We start from the raw sequence: 18,838 nt of genomic DNA on the forward strand, positions 1-18,838 counted from the left end.
GGAGACAGGCTCATGACACAACAGCTCGGCAATGAAGTCCGCACATCGGTGCGGCCCGGCATCCCGCACGTGGAGCTTTCCGGCTTCGAGGTGCTCGGCGATGACGAGCGTGCCGTGCAGCAGGCGCTGCACGGATTCGCTCGCGAGGTGATGCGCCCGGTCGGCGTCGTGCTCGACAGAATGACCGCGCAGGACGTGGTCGCCCACGGCTCGCCGTTCTGGGAGTTCCTGCAGACCGCAGCGACATCCGGAATCGAATTCGACACCACGCTCGAAGGCGTGCCCCCGGCGATCATGGGTCGACTGCAGGCCATCGCGGTGGAGGAACTCGGCTGGGGCGATGCCGGTTTGGCCGTGACGCTCGGCGCCGGCGCCTTCCCGAAGATGATGGCCGCCCGCGCCGGCAACCAGGAGCTGGTCGATCTGTGCACGGGCAAGCTCGGCGCCTGGATCGGCACCCAGCCCGACCGCGGCTCCGACGGCTTGAGCCTGTATCCGAGCGAACGACACGCCAACGCCGCACAGGGCAACAAGGGCAATCTGACGGCGCGGGTCTCCGGCGGCGACATCGTGATCAACGGCCAGAGTTCGGCGTGGGTGACCAATGGCCCCGTCGCGCACGTCGGCTTGCTGACCATTGCCGCCGACTACGGTGAGGGCTTCTTCGACGAGGAGGGGCACCCTCGCGGCGTGGAAGTCATCGTCCCGCTGGACCTTCCTGGCGTCAGCCGCGGTCGGCCGCTGGAGAAGCTGGGCAAGCGCGCCCAGCCCCAGGGCGAGATCTTCTTCGATAACGTGAAAGTGCCGGTGCGATACGCGCTGTCGCTGGGTGACGACTATTGGCGCGGGCACGCCGGGACCTGGTCGTCGGCTGGTGTCGCGATGTCCCAGATCATGACCGGTCTGGCGCGTGCCGCCCTCGAGCACGCCGTCGAGTACACCCACCAGCGTCGCCAAGGTGGTGCGCTGCTGGCCGACCATCAGCTGGTGCAGTACCGGCTGGGCATCATGGCCCGCAACGTCGAGACCATGCGGGCAGTCGCACGCCGGGCCACCGACTACACCTTCCTGTCACCGCAGAAACACCCGTACTACACGGCCTCGGCGAAGGTCACCACGACCGAACTCGCCTTCGAGGTTGCCGACGAAGCATTGCAGCTGTTCGGCGGTTACGGCCTCACCAAGGAATACCCGATGGAGAAGCTGTTCCGCGACGCGCGCGCCGCGCGCATCGAGGATGGTGAAAACCATTTGCTGACAATGAAGTTCGGCTCTCTCAACTCGATGCTGCACCGCGCTGGAAAGCTACATCCGTAGCTCGCCGAGAAGGAAGTATTCATGGCAATCACCGATTTCTTCGATAGAGGCTGGCGCGCTCACCCGGAGGGTGTGGCGTTCATCGCCGGCGATCGCAGCTACACCTACGCCGAAATCGGCGAACTCTCCTGTCGAGTCGCGAACGCACTTCTCGCGCAGGAGCTTCCGCCGGAGACGAAGGGCGCTGTACTGTCCGGCAACGATCCGCTGGCCTGGGCGTGTGTGCTCGGGCTGTGGCGGGCCGGGCTGGCGTGGGTGCCGGTCAATCCGGCCAACCCGGCGGAGGAGACCCAACGGCTGTTGTCCGGTTTCGACTGCGAGGTGCTGTTCTGCCACGAACAGTTCTTGCCGCTGGTGGCCAAGCTGCGCCCAGAGCTCGAGCAGCTGCACACGGTGGTCTCGCTCGGTTCGGACGGCGAGACGGCGGCGTCGGCCGATGCGCGCCTGCTGGAGGGCTTTCTCGAGGGCGTGTCCAGCGCTCTCCCCGACTACATTCCAGCACCGGACGCCGTCGCGGGAATCATGCCGACCGGCGGCACGACCGGAGCTCCGAAGGGGGTGATGAACACCCACCGAAGCCTGACCGTCAGTGCCGTGCACCAGATGCTCGCCGCCCCTTATCCGGCGGATAAGCAGATCGTGAACCTCGTCGCCGCCCCGATGACGCACACGGCGGGTACCCTCACCCTGCCGTGCACCGCCCGGGGCGGAACCGTCGTCGTGATGACCAGGCCCGATCCGGTCGCACTGCTCGACCTGATCGAAAAGCACCGCGTCACCGAGCTTTTCCTGCCGCCGACGGTGATCTACCGGCTGCTCGAGGTACCGGGCGTCGAACAGCGGGACTTCTCCTCGCTCGAGTATCTGATGTACGGCTCGGCCCCGATGTCGACCGAGAAGCTGCGCCGCGCGATCGAGGTGTTCGGGCCGGTGCTGCATCAGGGATACGGCCAGACCGAGGCCCCGTCCGGCATCGCGTTCCTGCGCCCGGAAGATCACTTCCGCAACGGCGAAATCGCCGATGACACCAGGCTTTCGGCGGCCGGTCGGCCGGGCCCGATGGTGCGGGTGGAGATCCTCGACGCCGACGGGAAGATGCTGCCCACCGGAACACCCGGTGAGATCTGCGTGCGCGGTGACTTGGTCATGAAGGGCTACTACAAGGCCCCCGACAAGACCGCCGAAACCATCATCGACGGCTGGCTGCACACCGGCGACATCGGCTATCTCGACGACGAGGGCTTCCTGCACATCACCGACCGCAAGAAGGACATGATCATCTCGGGTGGCTTCAACGTCTACCCGAGCGAGGTCGAGCAGGTCGTATGGTCGCATCCGGCCGTGCAGGATTGCGCCGTGATCGGGGCGCCGCACCCGGATTGGGGCGAGGCGGTCACAGCCGTAGTGGAGCTGAACTCTGGCGCCGAGGTTGCCGAGGAGGAGCTCATCGCCTACTGCCGGGAACGCCTGGGCGGTATTCGCACGCCGAAGAGCGTGGTCTTCGTGGCCGAACTGCCCCGCAGTGCCAACGGCAAGGTCCTGAAAAAGGATGTACGCGAGCCGTTCTGGCGCGAGCACGCGCGGCAGATCTGACCAGCGGGCCGGTCGTGGCCCCACCCGGAATCGAGGACGGCAATGAACACAATGACAGCTGCGCGGTACCACTCCGACGCCAGGATTTTTGCGCTCGAGCAGGTCTCGATCCCGGAACCGGGTCGAGGCGAGGTTCTCGTGCGGGTCGAGGCGTGTGGGATCTGCATGTCGGACGTGCATCTGATCGAGGGCCTGCTGCCGCCCCCGATTCCGGACGTCACCCCGGGCCACGAGGCCGCCGGCACCATCGCTGCGATCGGGCCGGACGTGCCCGATCGCTGGAAAGATGGTGCGCGAGTGGTGCTCACACCCGGCAGGGCGTGTCGGCGCTGTGAGAACTGTGTACGTGGAATGGGCGCCGATGCCTGCACCGACCTTCAGGTCATGGGCGCCTATTACGACGGGGCCTGGGCGCAATACGTGGTCGTCGGATACGAACAGCTCGTCGCGGTGCCGGAAAGCATCCCGCTCGCGCAGGCGGCCATCCTCGCCGATGCGGTCACGACTCCCTATGCCGCGCTCGTGGACACCGCCGCGGTCGGCCCGTCGCGATCGGTTGGTATCTGGGGACTCGGTGGTCTCGGTACTCACGCTGTGCAGATCGCTCGGCTGGCCGGGGCCGCACCGATCATCGCCCTCGATCCGGTACCGGCCACTCGCGAGCGCGCCCTGCGCCTGGGCGCGGATATCGCATTGGACCCCACCGACCCCACGCACCTGGATGAAATACGGCGGGTGACAAAAGGTTCCGGGCTCGACATCGCGGCCGAATTCGTCGGCGTGAACGCCGTGCGGGCACAGGCCGTGGCCGCGCTGGGCCAGGGCGGTAAGGCGGTACTGGTCGGCTTGACGCCCGAGCCGATCACGCTGGCGGACCCGTTCACCTTCCAGCTGCGCATGCAGGAGGTCCGCGGGCACCTCGGCGGAGGACTACGGCACCTGGAGGAGCTGGTCGCGCTGGTCGAACTGGGACGACTGGACGTCTCGGGCTCGGTGACTGCCACCATGCCGCTGACCGACATCGCCGACGGCATCGCCCAACTGAATGCACGCCAGGGCAACCCGGTTCGCCTGGTCGTGTTGCCCCAGGCCTGAGAGGAATCATGCAGCGCTCTATCTACGACGACGATCACGACGTATTCCGCGATTCGGTGCGGGCGTTCATCAGTCGAAACCTGACACCGCGTCACGAGCAGATGCTGGCGGAGAAGACAGTGCCGCGCGATATCTGGAAGGAAGCCGGTGCACAGGGGCTGCTCGGTCTGAGCATCCCGGAGGAGTACGGAGGCGCGGGTGCCGACGACTTCCGATTCAATGCGATTGTCGCCGAAGAGGTCTCGGCCTTCAGCTTGGGCGTGGCCTCGTGCCTGAGTATTCACGCCGACGTCTGTCCGCCCTACTTCATCGAGCTCGGCACCGAGGAGCAGAAGCGACGATGGCTGCCCGGCATGGCCGCGGGCGAGCTCATTTGCGGCATCGCGATGACCGAACCCTCCGGCGGCACCGATCTGGCCGCGCTGAAGACCACCGCGGTCCGCGACGGTGACGGCTGGGTGATCAACGGTGCGAAGACCTTCATCACCAATGGTTTCCAAGCTGACCTGGTGATCGTCGCGACACGCACCACGCCCGGTGGCGGGTCCAAGGGCATCACCCTGTTCGTGATCGAGGACGGTACACCCGGGTTCACCCGCGGACGCAAGCTGGACAAGGTCGGCCAAGACGAAGCGGACACGGCCGAACTGTTCTTCGACGGGGTCCGGGTGCCCGACGCCAATCGGCTCGGTGAGATCGACCGCGGGTTCATCTCGATGATGCACTTGCTGCCGCAGGAACGGTTGGCGACCTCGGTAACCAACGTCGGGAGTGCTGCTCAAATCCTGAGCGAGACAATCGAATACGTCAAGCAGCGGCGGGCTTTCGGTCAACCGGTCGGTGCATTCCAATACAACAAGTTCACCATCGCCGAGCTGGTCACCCTGATGGACGTCACGACGGCGTTCCTCGACGACCGCATCATGGCGCATGTACGCGGGGAGCTCACCGCTATCGACGCCGCGAAGGTCAAATGGTGGTCAGCGGACGCTCAGAACCGGGTTCTCGACCGGTGCGTCCAGCTGCATGGCGGCTACGGATTCATGAACGAATACCGGGTCGCCCGCGCCTGGCGCGACGCACGGATCACCAAGATCTGGGCCGGCACCAACGAAATCATGAAAGAACTCATCGGCCGCGATCTCGGCCTCTAGGAGTAGAAATGTCGCAAATCACCTCCCCTGCTCTGATCAATCGTCAGTGGCGTCTGGTGAACCGTCCCGTCGGTGACGTCGAGCCGGACGACTTCGGATACCACGAGACCGACATTCCCACCATCGGTGATGGCGAAGTGCTCGTGCGCACACTGTATTTCGGATACGACGCGAGTCAGCGGATCTGGATCACCGACGACGGCGGCTATATGCCACCTGTTCAGATCGGCGAACCGATGCGCACGATGGGCATCGGGCAGGTCGTCGCGTCGAACGATTCCGCCTACGCGGTCGGTGATTTCGTCGAAGGATTCATGAGCTGGCAGGACTATGTGGTCGCACGCAGCGACGGGCCGATGCCGTTGCGAGTACTGCCGCTCGCCGACTATCCGCTGTCATGGAATCTCGGGGTCTTCGGCGTCGGCGGACTGACCGCATACTTCGGCGTCGTCGACGGCTTGAAGGTGAAGCCCGGTGACACTGTCGTGGTCTCGGCCGCCACCGGTGCCACCGGTTCCCTGGCAGGGGCGATCGCAAAGGTTCTCGGTGCCAAGAAGGTGATCGGTATCGCGGGTGGCCCGGACAAATGCCGCTGGGCGGTCGAGGAGGCAGGGTACGACGCGGCCATCGACTACAAGAACGACGACATCGCCGCCCGGCTGCAGGAATTGTGCCCGGACGGAGTCGATGCGTACTTCGACAATGTGGGCGGCGACATGCTGGATACGCTGCTGCTCCACATGGCCCCTCTCGGGAGGGTGCTGATCTGCGGTGCAATGTCGTCCGGCTATACGGATGTGGAGGTGCCGGGGCCGAAGAACTACATGCGGATCTGCACCCACCAGCTCACCGTCCAGGGGATCCTGCTCTTCTTTTACCGTGACCGCCTGGCCGAAGGCGCGGCCCAGCTTGCCGAATGGGTGGCCGAGGGTCGCCTGCACGTCGAGGAGAACATCGTCGAGGGATTCGACAATGCGCCTGCACTGCTGCCCACCATGTTCAGTGGCAAGAAGCCGGGAAAGCTCGTCCTCAAAGTAGCCGATCCCGCCTGAGACTCATTCGCAGTAAGGAATATTCGTGTCCACACCAGTAGCTGTCATCACCGGTGCCGCCAGCGGAATCGGGCTCGAACTCGCTCGCCGGTTGGCTCGGACCCACCGGGTGGCCCTGCTCGACATCGACGGTGCCGCCGCGGAACGGGCCGCCGCCGAGATCGGTGACGCGGCCGCCGCCGTCCCCTGCGACATCGTGCGATCCGATTCCGTCGCTGCGGCGGTCGCCGCCGTTATCGAACGATTCGGCCGGATCGATGTGGCCGTGTCCAATGCGGGCATCGGAACGGTCGGCGCGGCAAGGCATCTGGATCCCGATGTGCTCGCAGTCCAACTGGATGTCAACCTGACCGGCAACTGGCGATTCCTGCACGCCTGCCTGCCTCACCTTGCCGTCAGCCGCGGTTACGTACTCGGCGTGGCGTCGGCGGCCGCGATCATGAGCCCTCCGGGCGAGGCGTTCTACGGTGCGAGCAAGGCCGGCCTCGAGGCATTGCTGAACACCCTGCGAACCGAGGTCGCCCATCTCGGAATCGACGTCGGTATCGCCTATCTCATGTTCATCGACACCCCGATGGTGCGAGACGGGGATCGTGAGCACGCCGATCTGGCGCGGATGCGCCGGAAGCTTCCCGGTGCCGCGGCCAGGACCTACCCGGTGGCGATGGCGGCCGACCTGCTGGCGCGTGGCGTGAACGGCCGTGCCCGGCGCGTCTTCGTACCGCGCTCGCTGCGTATCCAACACGTGCTACGGGGCGTGCTGTGGTCACTCATCGATCGACCGTTCCGCCGCATCGCAGTTGAAGTGGATGCTCTGACCGAGGCCAAGGTGCGTGAAAGGGGCGCCTTCGCAGCAGGTTTCAGCCGAGGAGCGCTGGTCGCGCAGCAGCGCCGAGCGGACGGTGCCGCCACGGAGTAGAAAGATTCGTGTCGGCATCAGTAGCTGTCATCACCGAATCCGCCAGCGGGTTTGGGCTCGAACCCGCCCGCAGCGACTACGCGTTCCGAACTGTGCACACACGAAACCCACAGCGCTGCCGCCATATTGAATGGCGGCAGCGTTTGCGTGAATCGGCAACCTGATCTGCGCAGTGGGACAAGCGGAGCTCGGTACGACGCTGGAAGAGTTGTATGCATCACAAGGCAGGGGTGCCTGAGATCGGGCTCACCTGCCGACCGGTCCGCCCCCGCGGCCGGTGCGGCGTTCACGCCCTTCTCGGGAACCGAGCCCAGCGATGACGGCATACGGATCCAGCGGGGAGATACAAATGAAGAAGCTGTCCATGACCGACGCGTTCATGCTGGCGGTCGAGACCGCAACACAGCGGCTGGAGATGGCCTCGGTGTCGATTCTGTCGCCCAGCAACGGGACTGAGCAAATTACGCGGCAGCTGCTTCACGACCGGATCGACGAACGCATACATCTGGCGCCGATTTTGCGGCGCAAACTCGTGAATGTGCCATTCGGGCTGGACTTTCCGTATTGGGCTGATGAGCCGAGCCCTGATCTGAACCATCACGTGCGCGAGGTGAGGGCACCGAGTCCGGGCGACGACCGTGCGCTGGCCGAGCTGGTCACCGAGATCGTTTCCCAGCCCCTGGATCGCACGCGTCCACTGTGGGAGTTGTACCTGATCACCGGGCTGGAGGGAGGCCGCCGGGCCATCATGTTCAAACTGCACCACGCTGCGGTGGACGGTATCTCGGGCCTGCGCGCGCACTCCGTGCTCTTCGATCAGCCGCTTCCGACCCCTCTGCGGCACCCTGCGATGCCGGCCGGCGAGCTCGTGCCCTCCAATTGGGATTTGCTGACCAAAGGGTTGTCGAGCCTGCCCGACCAGGTACTTCGTGCAGTACGCGGCGGGGCTCGGTCGGTTCCCTACCTTGATCACCTCATGCCGTTCCGGGTCGTGCCAGGTGCGGGAACTCTCTCCGGCACCGTGCGCAGGGTGGCTCGGTTGAGCCGAATCGCAGCCGGGGGAGACGGTCTCGATACGCCGAAACTGCGTGTGCCGGGCACGAGGTGCGATCGTCCGCCGCTCGGTCAACGCCGATGGGCGTTCACCCGTGTGCCGCTCGACGAGGTCAAGCGGTTGAAGGCGCACTACGGGGTCACCGTGAACGACGTCATCGTGGCCACCACGGCGGGTGCCGTTCGCGACTGGTTCACCGAACTCGGCGAACTTCCCGACGAGCCGCTGGTCGCACTGGTACCGATGTCGGTGCGCTCCGCCGACGCCACCGAAGACGGCAACCACGTCCAAGTGATGCTGGTCGAGCTGCGAACCGATGAACTCGATCCTGAATCGATGCTGAGGCGTACACATCAGACGTTGCGTCTTGCAAAGGCCCGCCAACATGCGGTCCCGCTGTCGGCAATCGAGGGTGCCAACGATCTGGTGCTGCCTGCGCTGTTCCTGCGAGCCTCACGAGCGGCGTCCCGTCTCGCCGGCCTCACGGGGGCGACCGCCAATGCCGTGATCTCGAATGTGCCCGGGCCTTCGGGACCGGTCGCGGTTTTCGGTGAACGAGTCGAAGCCATCTATCCGGTGGGAGGTGTGGTCGAAGGGTTCGGATTCAGCGTCATCGTCTTCAGCTATGACGGAGAGCTGAATGTGGGATTCGTGGTCGACGCGAGCGCCGACGCCGACCCATGGCAGCTCGCGCATGCTTACGACCGCAGCCACCGGGAGCTGCTGAAACTGGTGCGGTAGGGCACCCGCGGCCCGGCGACTACGGTCGCCGGGCCAAATCTATTCACGGGCTGCGCATCCGAGCCCCTCGATTCATGGCAGGTCGGTGCAGTCTGACGGCGCTGGGGCACCGCTCAACAGCCGCATGATCCAGTCGCGCGCGTCGATCATCGCAGGCAGATCGGCGAGGCTATGGCTGAGACCGCTGCTCGGCAGCAGGGAGGGCACCGAATCGATCGCGGTCAGCTGCACCGTGGCACCGCGTGCACACCACTGCTGAGCGAGGCGGCGCACCGGCTCGAACGGCATGACGTCGTCCGAGGTGGAGTTCATCAGCAGCACCGGCATATCCGGTATTGCGCCGCCGAGCCGCTGCTCATCAACTATTCCGCCCAGGAGTGGTGAGTTGGCGATCCACTCACTGAAGCTCATTGCGTTGGAAGTGAATTCGTTCGATGGATGCCAGCCGAAGCGTAGTGTCGTTTCGGGGATACACATTCCGGCCGCCGCGCGCAGCATCGCCTGACCTGTATCGTTGAGCATTCTGTCGATCTCGGGACGGATCTGTGGGTAGTCGGCGTATACGCCGTTGAGGAAGTACCCGATCAGTCCGGTGGCGCCGCCCGCCCCGGCGAGGGGGCCGCTATCGATGGATCCGCCCGCGAAATTGGCGCGCAGGTCTGCGGGAACGCCGCCGGCGTAGGCGCCGACGATATTCAGCTCGGGGGCATATGCGCTGTGGAGCTCGGCCGCAGCAGCGGACGCCTGCCCACCCTGCGAATAGCCGAAGAGCACGATCGGTGTTCGCTCCGTGATCTCCGCGTCCGGCAGATTCCTTGCGGCCCGCGCGGAATCGAGCACCGCGTGGGCCTCGGCGAGCCGATTGACGTAATCGTGCACCCCTGGCATGCCCAATCCGTCATAGTCCGTCATGACGACTGCCGCTCCGAGCGCCAGTAGCGGGTACACGGTGGTCGCCTCGTATGCGGTCATGAAGTCGAAGGGCGGCTGGTAATGCGCGAGCTCGCCGAACAGCTTCGACGGAGCGCACTGGGGACCTTGGCCAACGGTGCCTGGTGCCACGACAATCAAAGGCCGAGGTCCCGGCCCGCGCCAGGATGCGATCGGTTCGAAATATGATCCTGTCACCGCGAGCGGATCGCCGTGAGTGTCATTGCTGCGATACATGATTCGTAGTGCGGTGGCCGCCTCGAGCCCGGTGTCACCGATCGCAGGCACTGCGGGTGTGAAGGGTTCGGAACGGATTATCTGTCCGGGCTCCGCTGGTAGTTGTGCCGGTGGATCGTAGAAATCGCCGCCCGGCCGGGCAGCTGCGGTGCTCGCGACCGATACCGCCATAACGGCCGCGGCCACGAAAGATGCCGCTATTCGCCTGCACAATCCCATGGTTGCTCGTCCTCTCCACGGCGTGCGCTGCCCGCACGCCACGAGAACCGATACGTCTCCACCCCGTGATGTGGCGCCGGTCACTCGCCGCGCCCACCACTTTCACCGCTGCGCTCACGACGCGCTTGACCGAGAGCGCAGCGTCACTTGCCGATCTGTGCACTGGGCGATCAACAACCAGCGAGTCGAATTTCAGTCGATGAAAATTCCTCTGCCGGACGGGAATTCACGATTGGCCGCTCCGCGGAGCGCGATCATGTCCGTCGTTCCGGGCCGGATGTGCTTCGATCGCTCGAAGTGGCTGCTAGCCGGCCACTTCGGAGTCCGCGGCTATCCGCGTCGTCAGTGAACCCAGCCGGTCCACGGTGACCGTGACGGAATCGCCGGGGGCCAAAGCCGGATGCGCATCGCGGCCCTTCCGGCCCCACAGCTCTGCGAGACATCCGCCGCCGCAGGTACCCGATCCGAGCACGTCTCCAGGTTTGACCCAGGTACCGGCGGCGACCTCGAGTTCGAGATCGAATGCGTGGCTGCCGGGTGCGATCGGTACGGGGTCGGCCGGGCCGATCACCGCGTAGGGGTTGGTGAAGTAGAACGCGGGGGCGTGGTACCACTCAGCGGGGATCGCCGCTCGGGGGTCGGTCAGCTTCATGACCCCTTCGAGATGGCTTTCGAACGTCATATAGTCGCGGACGGTTGGTGGCTGCGGGATTGGTGAGCGCAGTGTCACCTCCGAGACGGCGCGTACCTGGCGTGGATCGGCCAGGGCTCGGCGGCCTGCTTCGTGCAACCGCTCGCCGTCGTCGCCGAGTAGGTCGATCAATCGAAGTCCCGGTTCGAGGGCGAAGGCGTTGTTGTCTTCGAGTACGGCTACTCGCTCGCCGTCAGTGGGGTGTACATAGGTGATGTATCGCAATGTGGAACTCCTGTACCGATTTCCGTGATCAGGCGTGGCAGTGCAGGGGGCCTCCGTGGAATGCCACCGCATCGGCGAAGGCGGCTGCCGGATCGAGATCGGTGCCGTCGGCGTCGCAGTAGGCGCGATGGAGGTTGAGCACGATCCGTTCCGGGTCACCCCAGTGTCCGAATGCGCCGAGGTCGCAGTTGCGGGCTGACTCCAGCGGTGTCCAGCCCTTTGCGCGGCCCTCGCGGGCTGTGTCGAGGACGAAACGGTAGTACCGGTCGTGCGCGTCGAGAACCCCGCTGAGCTCAGTGCGTTCGATGATCGGACCGTGGCCGGGAACGACCACTGCCGGTTCGAACTCGGCAATCCAGGTCAAAACCCGACGGGCCCCTTCCATTGATCCCATGAATGCCAACGGAGTGACCTCGTTGAACAGCAGGTCACCGGCGAACAGAATGCGTTCATGCGGCAGCCAGGTGATCAGGTCGCCGCTGGTGTGTGCGTGATATCCGGGATGTTGGACGATGATCTCGCGGTCACCGGCGAACAGTGACAGCGGACCGTCTGCGATTACATCAGGGAGCCGATGGCGGTCGATCCCCCAGTGCGGCATGGGATTCCACACCGGTGGGGGAGCGGTCAGTACCGTGTCGGATGCTATGCCGTCCCGGGTCTCCCGGTGACCGATGATCCGCGCAGTGTCCGGGAGAAGAGCATTGCCATGGGTGTGATCGCCGTGGACGTGGGTGTTGATGGCCGCGCGAACGGGCGTTCCGGAGGTTGCGGTGTCGACGGCGTTCAGAAACGCGTGTGTGCGCTCGGCGGTGGCGCAGGTATCGACCAGCACGACACCATTGCCGCCCGCGATTGCGCCGGCGTTATTGATCCACCAGGAGCCGTCGGGTTGTATCCAGGCGTAGACACCGCGGCGCAGCTCGGTGAGTTGGCCGCCGGGCGTTCCGAATTGGGATGCGGTACTGGTGTTCCCTACTGCTGCAATGGATTTCGTTACGTCGCTCATGACAGCTCCGCTCGCAGCCAATCAAGAATCCAAGGCATCAGGTCACCGAGACGCTCTGCGGCGCAATGCGATGCGCCGGGGACAAGCCGTGCGATGGTATTCGGGCGGTCTTCCAGCACGGTCGTATCCGCCGTCGGCACATGCTGGTCGAGGTCGCCGTTGACCGACAACAGTGGGATCGGATCGGCTCCCCAATTGTCGAGCAGCCCCTGGGTGCGCAGGGAGAACGACGCCATGGTTTCGACGAGTTGCGCGGGGCTGGGGGCAACGTCCAGCCGAAGCGAATTGCCGAAGATTCCCGCCATACCGAACCGGAGGGCGGTGACGTTCTCGGCGGAGAACGCCGCTTCCACGAGGCCGCCGATGCTGACGGCCGCGTCCACACGTCGGGTGAGTGCGAGCTTGGTGGTCCAGTGCCCACCGAAGCTGAAGCCGATGGCTCCCACTTTTCGGCTCGCCGGGAAACGTTTGCGCAGCCAATCGATAACCCCGACCAGATACAGCTCGCCGTCGGGGCCGTTGGGTACCAGCGACTCGCCGGTGCCGGCCATATCGACGGTTGCGATCCGAGCGCGCACTGCCTGCGCGGCGCCGACGGCGGTGCGATGCAGTTCCACCTTCCAGGTGTCGACGCCGCTGAGGGCCAGCACGAGGGGTGCGTCGTCCGGGAGATCCGTGGGCTGGTACAGGTGTGTGGCCACCGGTACCGACGATGCCCGGAACGGCACATCGACGGAGTGGCGTTCGAACGCGACCGGAAGGTGCTCGGCCGCAGCGAGATAGGTGCGGAGCTGGTTGTCGTATGCACGTCGATGTGAATCATCGGCCAGGACAGGGAACTTCGCGACACCGTAGAGCAAGGCTGCCGACAGTGGATCGCTGTCCTGTTCGGCCTGCGTTGCGGCTGCGGACCATTCGTGTGCCCACCCTCCAGGGCCGTCCAGCCACATGTTGGTGATGCGGCCGCGTACCTGTTGAACCACCCCGGGCTGGACGCCCTGACTGATCCATTGAGCTGCGCGTTCATCGATCAACTCTTGCGCGTCGATGGGGAAGGTGAATGCCATGGTGAACCTCCGGACCTGCAGCCGCGGACGTCGTTCTCACAGCCATGCCCGAAGTATATGCACACAGAGTGCACGCATGCACTAATAGTGCAGATTATGCTTACGGAAGATCGACGACAGGAGAGCGAGTGAGCGAGCGGACCGATCCCACGGCCATGTCGGCGCGAGCCGTGGCAGAAGGACCCCCACCCGACCGTCGCGATCGGCGTCGCCAGGAGATTCGCGACCGGATCCTGTCTTCAGCATTGGAGCTATTCGCAGACCAGGGGTATGCCGCCACCACCGTCGACCAGATCGCTGCTCGCGCTGACCTGGCTCGCCGCACCGTGTACAACCATTTCGCGCGAAAGCAGGACATGCTCGCCGTGTGGGCCGCCGATCGCCGCGCCCTGGCTTCAGCATGGCTTGTCGATGGTGCGGACCGGGAGTCGGCGCGGGACCAATTGGCTTTGCAATTCGAAGCATTGGCGCATGCGAATGAGACCGACCCGCGCATGGCCAAGGTCCTCGCCATGGGCTGGCTCACCGAACTGGGCACCTTCGAAGGCCCCTTCCCGGTCTTCGAGTCGTTTGTGGTGACTATCCGGAACGGCCAAGCATCTGGCGAATTCGAGCCATCGCCCGAGGCCGAGATCGTCGCCGAGGTCCTGTCCGCCTGTTACACGGACACCCTTCAACGCTGGCTTCAAGCCGCTGAGCACAGCCGCATCCCGTTCCCCCTTGCTCCCGCTCTGCACGCCAAGCTCGGCTTGATCCTCGATGGTTTGGCCCGCAACGTGAACGCTCGCCCGTAATGCACTTCTTGCGCGGGACGCCCCTCGCCTCCGCGGCTACTACTCATGTGCGGTTCGAAGCCACGATCATGACGTCGCAGGTTCGAGCTGGCCTGACCATGCAACCCCCTCCAGCTACTTGTCGGTCTCCGACGGGTCGACCGGCGATATTCTTGGGGTGAGGTGTAGTCGATGAGCGACGTCGATCCGATTCCGACGCAACGCGACGTATCCGGTTCGGTCGTGGCGGAACTAGCGATGGCTGGGTTCGACGATGCCGAGGAGATCGGCCGTGGTGGTTTCGGTGTTGTCTATCGTTGCACCCAGGGTTCGCTGGACCGGGTCGTGGCGGTCAAGGTGCTCACCGCCGATCTCGACGAGGACAATCGGGCGCGCTTTCTCCGCGAACAGCGTGCGGCGGGCAGGCTGACCGGGCACCCCAATATCGTCAATGTCCTCGAGGCCGGTGCCACCGATAACGGTCGCCCCTTCATCGTCATGCCCTACTATCCCCAAGGCTCTCTCGACGCGCGGATCCGCCATCACGGACCGCTCCCGCTGCAGGAAGCGCTCCGGCTCGGGGTGCGGATGGCCGGGGCCTTGGAGGCTGCACACCGCCGCGGGGTGCTCCACCGTGACGTCAAGCCCGCGAACATCCTCTACAACGACTACGGCGATCCTGCGCTGACGGACTTCGGAATCGCCCATATTGCGGGCGGATTCGTTACTGCCACCGGGTTTCTGACCGGTACGCCGGCGTTCACTGCTCCCGAGGTGGTGGCCGGCGAGCCGCCGAGTCCCGCGACGGATATTTACGGTCTGGGTGCGACATTGTTCGCTGCGGTCACTGGTCATGCCGCGTTCGAACGACGCAGCGGTGAGCAGTTGGTGGCCCAATTCCTCAGAATTACCGCCGAGCCCGCTCCGGACCCGCGTGAGCACGGCATTCCCGAGGATGTGAGCACCATCATCGAATGTGCCATGTCCAGCGAGCCGGCGGGTCGCCCCTCAGCGGCGGAATTGGGTGAACAACTCCAGGCATCCCAATTTCGCCATGGTTTCCCCGTCGATGAGATGGGTCTGGCCACGAGGTCCGAAGCAGAACATGCGGCAGGACGCCCGAAGTCCTCCTCGGCAGGGCACGTGTCCCACCCCCATCCGCCGTCGGGGCCGGGCCGAATCGGTGGGCTTCCGCTGGAGCTGACCAGTTTCGTTGATCGGAGCGCAGAGCTGATCGAGGCGAAGAATTCGTTGTCTACCTCGCGATTGGTGACGTTGACCGGGATCGGTGGGGTAGGAAAGACCCGCCTGGCGGTGCGGGTTGCCGCCACCGTGCAACGCGATTTCCCCGACGGCGTGGCCTTTGTGGAGCTGGGCGATTTACGTGACGCGTCACTGTTGGCCGGTGTGGTGGCGGGTGCACTGGGATTGGGAGACCGCGCCGCGCGGCCGGTCGACGAAGCGCTCGTCGATTTCCTCGCGCCGCGGAAACTGTTGCTGGTATTGGACAATTGCGAGCAGTTGGTGGATAGGGTCGCGACGCTCGCTGAATCGCTGCTTCGCAGGTGTGCCGGCTTGCGGATTCTTGCGACGAGCCGTGAGCCGATCGGCCTCGGCGGTGAAGCGGTGCTGCCGATTCCCCCGCTGTCGATCCCTGACCCCGATCAGCTATCCAGTGGCCTGCCCCGAAACGACGCGATGACACTTTTTGCCGAACGTGGTCGCGCGGCTGTCGCGGGGTTCGAGCTCACCGAGGACAACAAGGTCACCGTCGCGCGAATCTGTCAGCGGCTGGATGGGTTGCCGTTGCCGATCGAGTTGGCGACGGCACGGCTGCGGGCGATGTCGCCCGAGCAGATCTTGCAGCGGTTGACCGACCGCTTCGCATTGCTGACCCGCGGCAGCAGGAACGCCCCGTCCCGGCAACAGACGCTGCGCATGTGTGTCGACTGGAGTTACGACCTGTGCACCCCGGCCGAACAACAGCTGTGGGTGCGGCTGTCGGTGTTCGCCGGAAGCTTCGAACTCGATGCGGCGCAATACGTTTGTGGCGATGGCCTCACGGCACAGGATTTCCTGGACACGGCAGCCTTCCTCGTCGACAAGTCGATCCTGACACGGCAGGAGGCAGATGTCGCGGTGCGGTTCAGAATGCTCGAGACCGTGCGTGCATACGGCCTCGAGAAGGCCCGAGCGTCGGGCGAATACGTTGAACTCTGCCGCCGCCACCGAGACTGGTACGAGAAGCTCGCGCTCGACGCGGAAGACGATTGGGTCAGTCCCCGGGAGCTCGAGTGGATTACCAGGTTCGGTCGGGAGCTTCCGAATCTACGGCAGGCGATGGAATTCTGCGTGTCCGACAGCCCCGAAATCGGAACCCGGATCGCCACGACTCTCTTCCCCTTCTGGCACTCTCACGGTTCGATCACCGAGGGCAGGCGCTGGCTGGACCGATTTCTGGCCTGCCAGTCGGACCAAGCTACCGTCGACCGCGCCGCTGCGCTCTGCCTCGGTGTCTATATGGCCGGAATGCAGGGCGACATTGATGCAATGGCCGCTCCGATGCGTGACGGGCACGCGCTCATCGACCGGACCACCGACCCCTTGGCCCACGCACATATCGACCTTGCCGACGGACTTCTCCATGTGTTCCGCGGGAATCCTTCCGACGCGAGTCCGCATCTCGAGAAAGCCGCCCAGGTATACGCCGAAAGGGACGTCCTCGCCTTCCTGCTCATGGCGTTGGGCGTCCTCGGGCTGACGTACTTGCTGCTCGACGACACGGAGAAGTCGATCGAATGCTACGAGCGCGCGCTTGCGATCACCGAGACGCGGGGAGAATCGGGGTTCCGGTCGTACATGCTGTGGGCGCAGGCGATTGTGGTGTGGCGGCAAGGTGATCACGCCCGAGCGATTCGACAACTCGGGCAGGCACTCGAGGCAGGACGTAAAGTCCAGGACCGCCTGAACGCGACCTTGTGCATGCAAGCTCTGGCATGGATTGCCGCCGACAGTAACGATGCTCAACGAGCGGTGGTTCTCACGGCAGCCGCGGAGCGGCTCAGCCAGTCGGTGGGGAGTCCGCCGGTGCTCTTCCCGGACCTGCTCGTCTACCAAGACGAGTGTGAACAGAAAGTCCGCCAGGCGATGAGTGAGCGAAGCTTCGCCGCGGCTCGCCGGAAAGGCGAAGGGCTCAGTTTCGACGCTGCTATCGACTACGCACTCGGCGAACACATCTCGACTACGCACGACCAATCTCCCGACCCTCCAGCGGACGACCCCGACTCTTGATCACCGCCGGCGCGGTCGCCGAACTACTCAACCGCACCGGTGTGCCGGACAGCGCGATGCACGCCGTAGCCGTCAGCTCCGTCATGGGACTTCATGAGGCTCACGAGTACCTCGTTCCTGCCGACATCGCATACTCCAGCAAGCAGATCAGCACCCTCTTGACAGATTCCCGGCTACGGGCGTCACACAGCATCACGGGAACATCCGTCGGCAGGTCGAGCGCCACGCGGACCTCGTCCTCGAGATAGACATCGGCGCGGTCGAAGCAGTTGACCGCAACGATGAACGGCATTTCACGGGACTCGAAATAGTCCACCGGCGCGAAGCAGTCCTCCAATCGCCGAGTATCGGCGAGGACGACAGCGCCGAGCGCACCCGTTGAGAGCTCGTCCCACATGAACCAGAACCGGTCCTGCCCTGGGGTTCCGAACAGATAGAGGACCACCTCCGAGCTGAGGGTGATGCGGCCGAAATCCAGCGCCACCGTGGTCGTCGTCTTGTTCTCGACGCCGGCGAGATCGTCGACGCCGACGCTGAGGTCGGTGATCAGCTCCTCGGTGCGGAGCGGCATGATCTCGCTGACGGCGCCGACCATGGTGGTCTTACCGGCGCCGAACCCGCCGGCGATAAGTAGTTTTGCCACTTGAACCGTCTGCAGCCCGGCTGCGCCGAACGAATCAGAGCTTGCGAACGCCATCGAGCACCGCCTGGAGGAGAAGGGAATCGGGGCGATTGCCTGCTGCCACAGGAGATCTCACGATGACATACCCCGAGTTGATCAGATCGCTGACGAGTACCTTCACCGCTGCGACCAACAGATTCAGATGAGCGGCGATCTCGGCGATGGACAACGGTCGGCCCTGACACATTTGCACGATGGCGCCGTACTCCCGCTCCAACGTGACCGCCGCTGTCCCCGACCCCACGGCGACCACCAATGTGAGCAGGTCGAGGTTGTGGATTCCGGAACCGGCTCGACCGCGAGTAACCGCGAACGGCCTGATCAAGGGACCGGGGTCGTCGTCGTCCTGCCAGAAATCGATGTCGTTGTCGTTCATGGGTGGTGTTGCGTCCGAAGGGAACTGCCAGCCGAGGGCACTCGTGAACCGGTCGAGAGTTGATCGCGAACCTGCCCCACGATCACGTTCAATTCGTAGGCGATCATGCCGAGATCGGCGCTCAGATCCGCGAGTAATGCGAGGCAGGTACCGAAGCCCGCGGATGTGACGACCAGGTAGCCCTGGTCGAGTTCGATCACGGTTTGCTGGAGCGCGCCCTTGCCGAATCGCATACCCACGCCACGGCCCAAGCTGTATAGCGCGGACCCCATCGCCGCCAGATGCTCGGTCTGCTCACGATCCAGTCCGCGAGATGCGGCGAGCGGAAGGCCGTCCGTGGAGAGAGCCACGGCGTTCTCGGCGCCTGGGACACGGTCGACCAGACCATCGAGCAGCCAGTCCAAACCGGGCGA

16 protein-coding genes are annotated in these 18,838 nt (G+C 64.8%); 9 read left to right on the plus strand and 7 right to left on the minus strand.

Translation table 11 applies throughout. The features are described from left to right. The first annotated feature begins 12 nt into the window (after window positions 1-12). The 7 genes from ACFXIV_RS13130 (at window position 13) to ACFXIV_RS13160 (ending at window position 8,925) form a co-directional block, all read left to right on the plus strand. Window positions 13-1,317: an acyl-CoA dehydrogenase family protein gene (locus tag ACFXIV_RS13130; protein ID WP_379399628.1), complete on the plus strand. Its 1,305-nt coding sequence runs from the start codon at window positions 13-15 to the stop codon at window positions 1,315-1,317. 21 nt (window positions 1,318-1,338) lie between these two features. Next, window positions 1,339-2,910 (plus strand): AMP-binding protein, encoded by a 1,572-nt coding sequence (locus tag ACFXIV_RS13135; RefSeq protein ID WP_379399627.1) that lies wholly within the window; start codon window positions 1,339-1,341, stop codon window positions 2,908-2,910. 42 nt (window positions 2,911-2,952) lie between these two features. Further along, window positions 2,953-4,005: a zinc-binding dehydrogenase gene (locus ACFXIV_RS13140; protein ID WP_379399626.1), complete on the plus strand. Its 1,053-nt coding sequence runs from the start codon at window positions 2,953-2,955 to the stop codon at window positions 4,003-4,005. 8 nt (window positions 4,006-4,013) lie between these two features. Beyond that, on the plus strand, window positions 4,014-5,159 hold the full coding sequence (locus ACFXIV_RS13145) for an acyl-CoA dehydrogenase family protein (protein WP_379399625.1): 1,146 nt from the start codon (window positions 4,014-4,016) through the stop codon (window positions 5,157-5,159). 8 nt (window positions 5,160-5,167) lie between these two features. Continuing rightward, window positions 5,168-6,211 (plus strand): NADP-dependent oxidoreductase, encoded by a 1,044-nt coding sequence (locus ACFXIV_RS13150; protein WP_379399624.1) that lies wholly within the window; start codon window positions 5,168-5,170, stop codon window positions 6,209-6,211. A gap of 25 nt (window positions 6,212-6,236) precedes the next feature. Then, entirely contained in the window at window positions 6,237-7,130 is an 894-nt protein-coding gene (locus tag ACFXIV_RS13155; RefSeq protein ID WP_379399623.1) for an SDR family NAD(P)-dependent oxidoreductase, read from the plus strand. 349 nt (window positions 7,131-7,479) lie between these two features. Then, window positions 7,480-8,925 carry a wax ester/triacylglycerol synthase family O-acyltransferase gene (locus ACFXIV_RS13160; protein ID WP_379421255.1) on the plus strand — a complete coding sequence of 482 codons (1,446 nt, stop codon included), beginning with the start codon at window positions 7,480-7,482 and terminating at the stop codon, window positions 8,923-8,925. A gap of 72 nt (window positions 8,926-8,997) precedes the next feature. Here ACFXIV_RS13160 and ACFXIV_RS13165 read toward each other — a convergent pair whose 3' ends face one another. The 4 genes from ACFXIV_RS13165 to ACFXIV_RS13180 form a co-directional block, all read right to left on the minus strand. Next, entirely contained in the window at window positions 8,998-10,278 is a 1,281-nt protein-coding gene (locus ACFXIV_RS13165; RefSeq protein ID WP_379399621.1) for a lipase family protein, read from the minus strand. Window positions 10,279-10,615: 337 nt separating this feature from the next. Continuing rightward, complete coding sequence (locus ACFXIV_RS13170; protein ID WP_379399620.1) at window positions 10,616-11,227, minus strand: fumarylacetoacetate hydrolase family protein; 612 nt, start codon at window positions 11,225-11,227, stop codon at window positions 10,616-10,618. A gap of 28 nt (window positions 11,228-11,255) precedes the next feature. After that, a complete protein-coding gene (locus ACFXIV_RS13175; protein ID WP_379399619.1) occupies window positions 11,256-12,236 on the minus strand; it encodes an MBL fold metallo-hydrolase in 981 nt (326 codons plus the stop codon). Next, the gene (locus ACFXIV_RS13180; RefSeq protein WP_379399618.1) at window positions 12,233-13,303 is read right to left on the minus strand and encodes an alpha/beta hydrolase; all 1,071 of its coding nucleotides are present in this window, start codon (window positions 13,301-13,303) and stop codon (window positions 12,233-12,235) included. The genes ACFXIV_RS13175 and ACFXIV_RS13180 overlap by 4 nt, the downstream gene beginning before the upstream one ends. Window positions 13,304-13,458: 155 nt before the next feature. Between ACFXIV_RS13180 and ACFXIV_RS13185 the strand changes: the two genes are divergently transcribed. Together ACFXIV_RS13185 and ACFXIV_RS13190 are read left to right on the plus strand one after the other, a co-directional pair. Continuing rightward, window positions 13,459-14,097 carry a TetR/AcrR family transcriptional regulator gene (locus tag ACFXIV_RS13185; protein ID WP_379421256.1) on the plus strand — a complete coding sequence of 213 codons (639 nt, stop codon included), beginning with the start codon at window positions 13,459-13,461 and terminating at the stop codon, window positions 14,095-14,097. A gap of 171 nt (window positions 14,098-14,268) precedes the next feature. Then, the gene (locus ACFXIV_RS13190; RefSeq protein WP_379399616.1) at window positions 14,269-17,367 is read left to right on the plus strand and encodes a protein kinase; all 3,099 of its coding nucleotides are present in this window, start codon (window positions 14,269-14,271) and stop codon (window positions 17,365-17,367) included. Window positions 17,368-17,467: 100 nt separating this feature from the next. Here ACFXIV_RS13190 and ACFXIV_RS13195 read toward each other — a convergent pair whose 3' ends face one another. Genes ACFXIV_RS13195 through ACFXIV_RS13205 form a run of 3 tightly spaced genes read right to left on the minus strand, consistent with a single transcriptional unit; the run spans window position 17,468 to window position 18,829 of the window. Continuing rightward, on the minus strand, window positions 17,468-18,064 hold the full coding sequence (locus ACFXIV_RS13195) for an ATP/GTP-binding protein (RefSeq protein WP_379399615.1): 597 nt from the start codon (window positions 18,062-18,064) through the stop codon (window positions 17,468-17,470). Then, entirely contained in the window at window positions 18,045-18,425 is a 381-nt protein-coding gene (locus ACFXIV_RS13200) for a DUF742 domain-containing protein (RefSeq protein ID WP_379399614.1), read from the minus strand. The genes ACFXIV_RS13195 and ACFXIV_RS13200 overlap by 20 nt, the downstream gene beginning before the upstream one ends. After that, window positions 18,422-18,829 carry a roadblock/LC7 domain-containing protein gene (locus ACFXIV_RS13205; RefSeq protein WP_379399613.1) on the minus strand — a complete coding sequence of 136 codons (408 nt, stop codon included), beginning with the start codon at window positions 18,827-18,829 and terminating at the stop codon, window positions 18,422-18,424. The genes ACFXIV_RS13200 and ACFXIV_RS13205 overlap by 4 nt, the downstream gene beginning before the upstream one ends. Window positions 18,830-18,838: the final 9 nt, after the last annotated feature.

Origin of the sequence: Nocardia sp. NPDC059236, from assembly GCF_042754085.1 — a bacterium.
In the GTDB taxonomy this organism is placed as follows: Bacteria; Actinomycetota; Actinomycetes; order Mycobacteriales; family Mycobacteriaceae; genus Nocardia.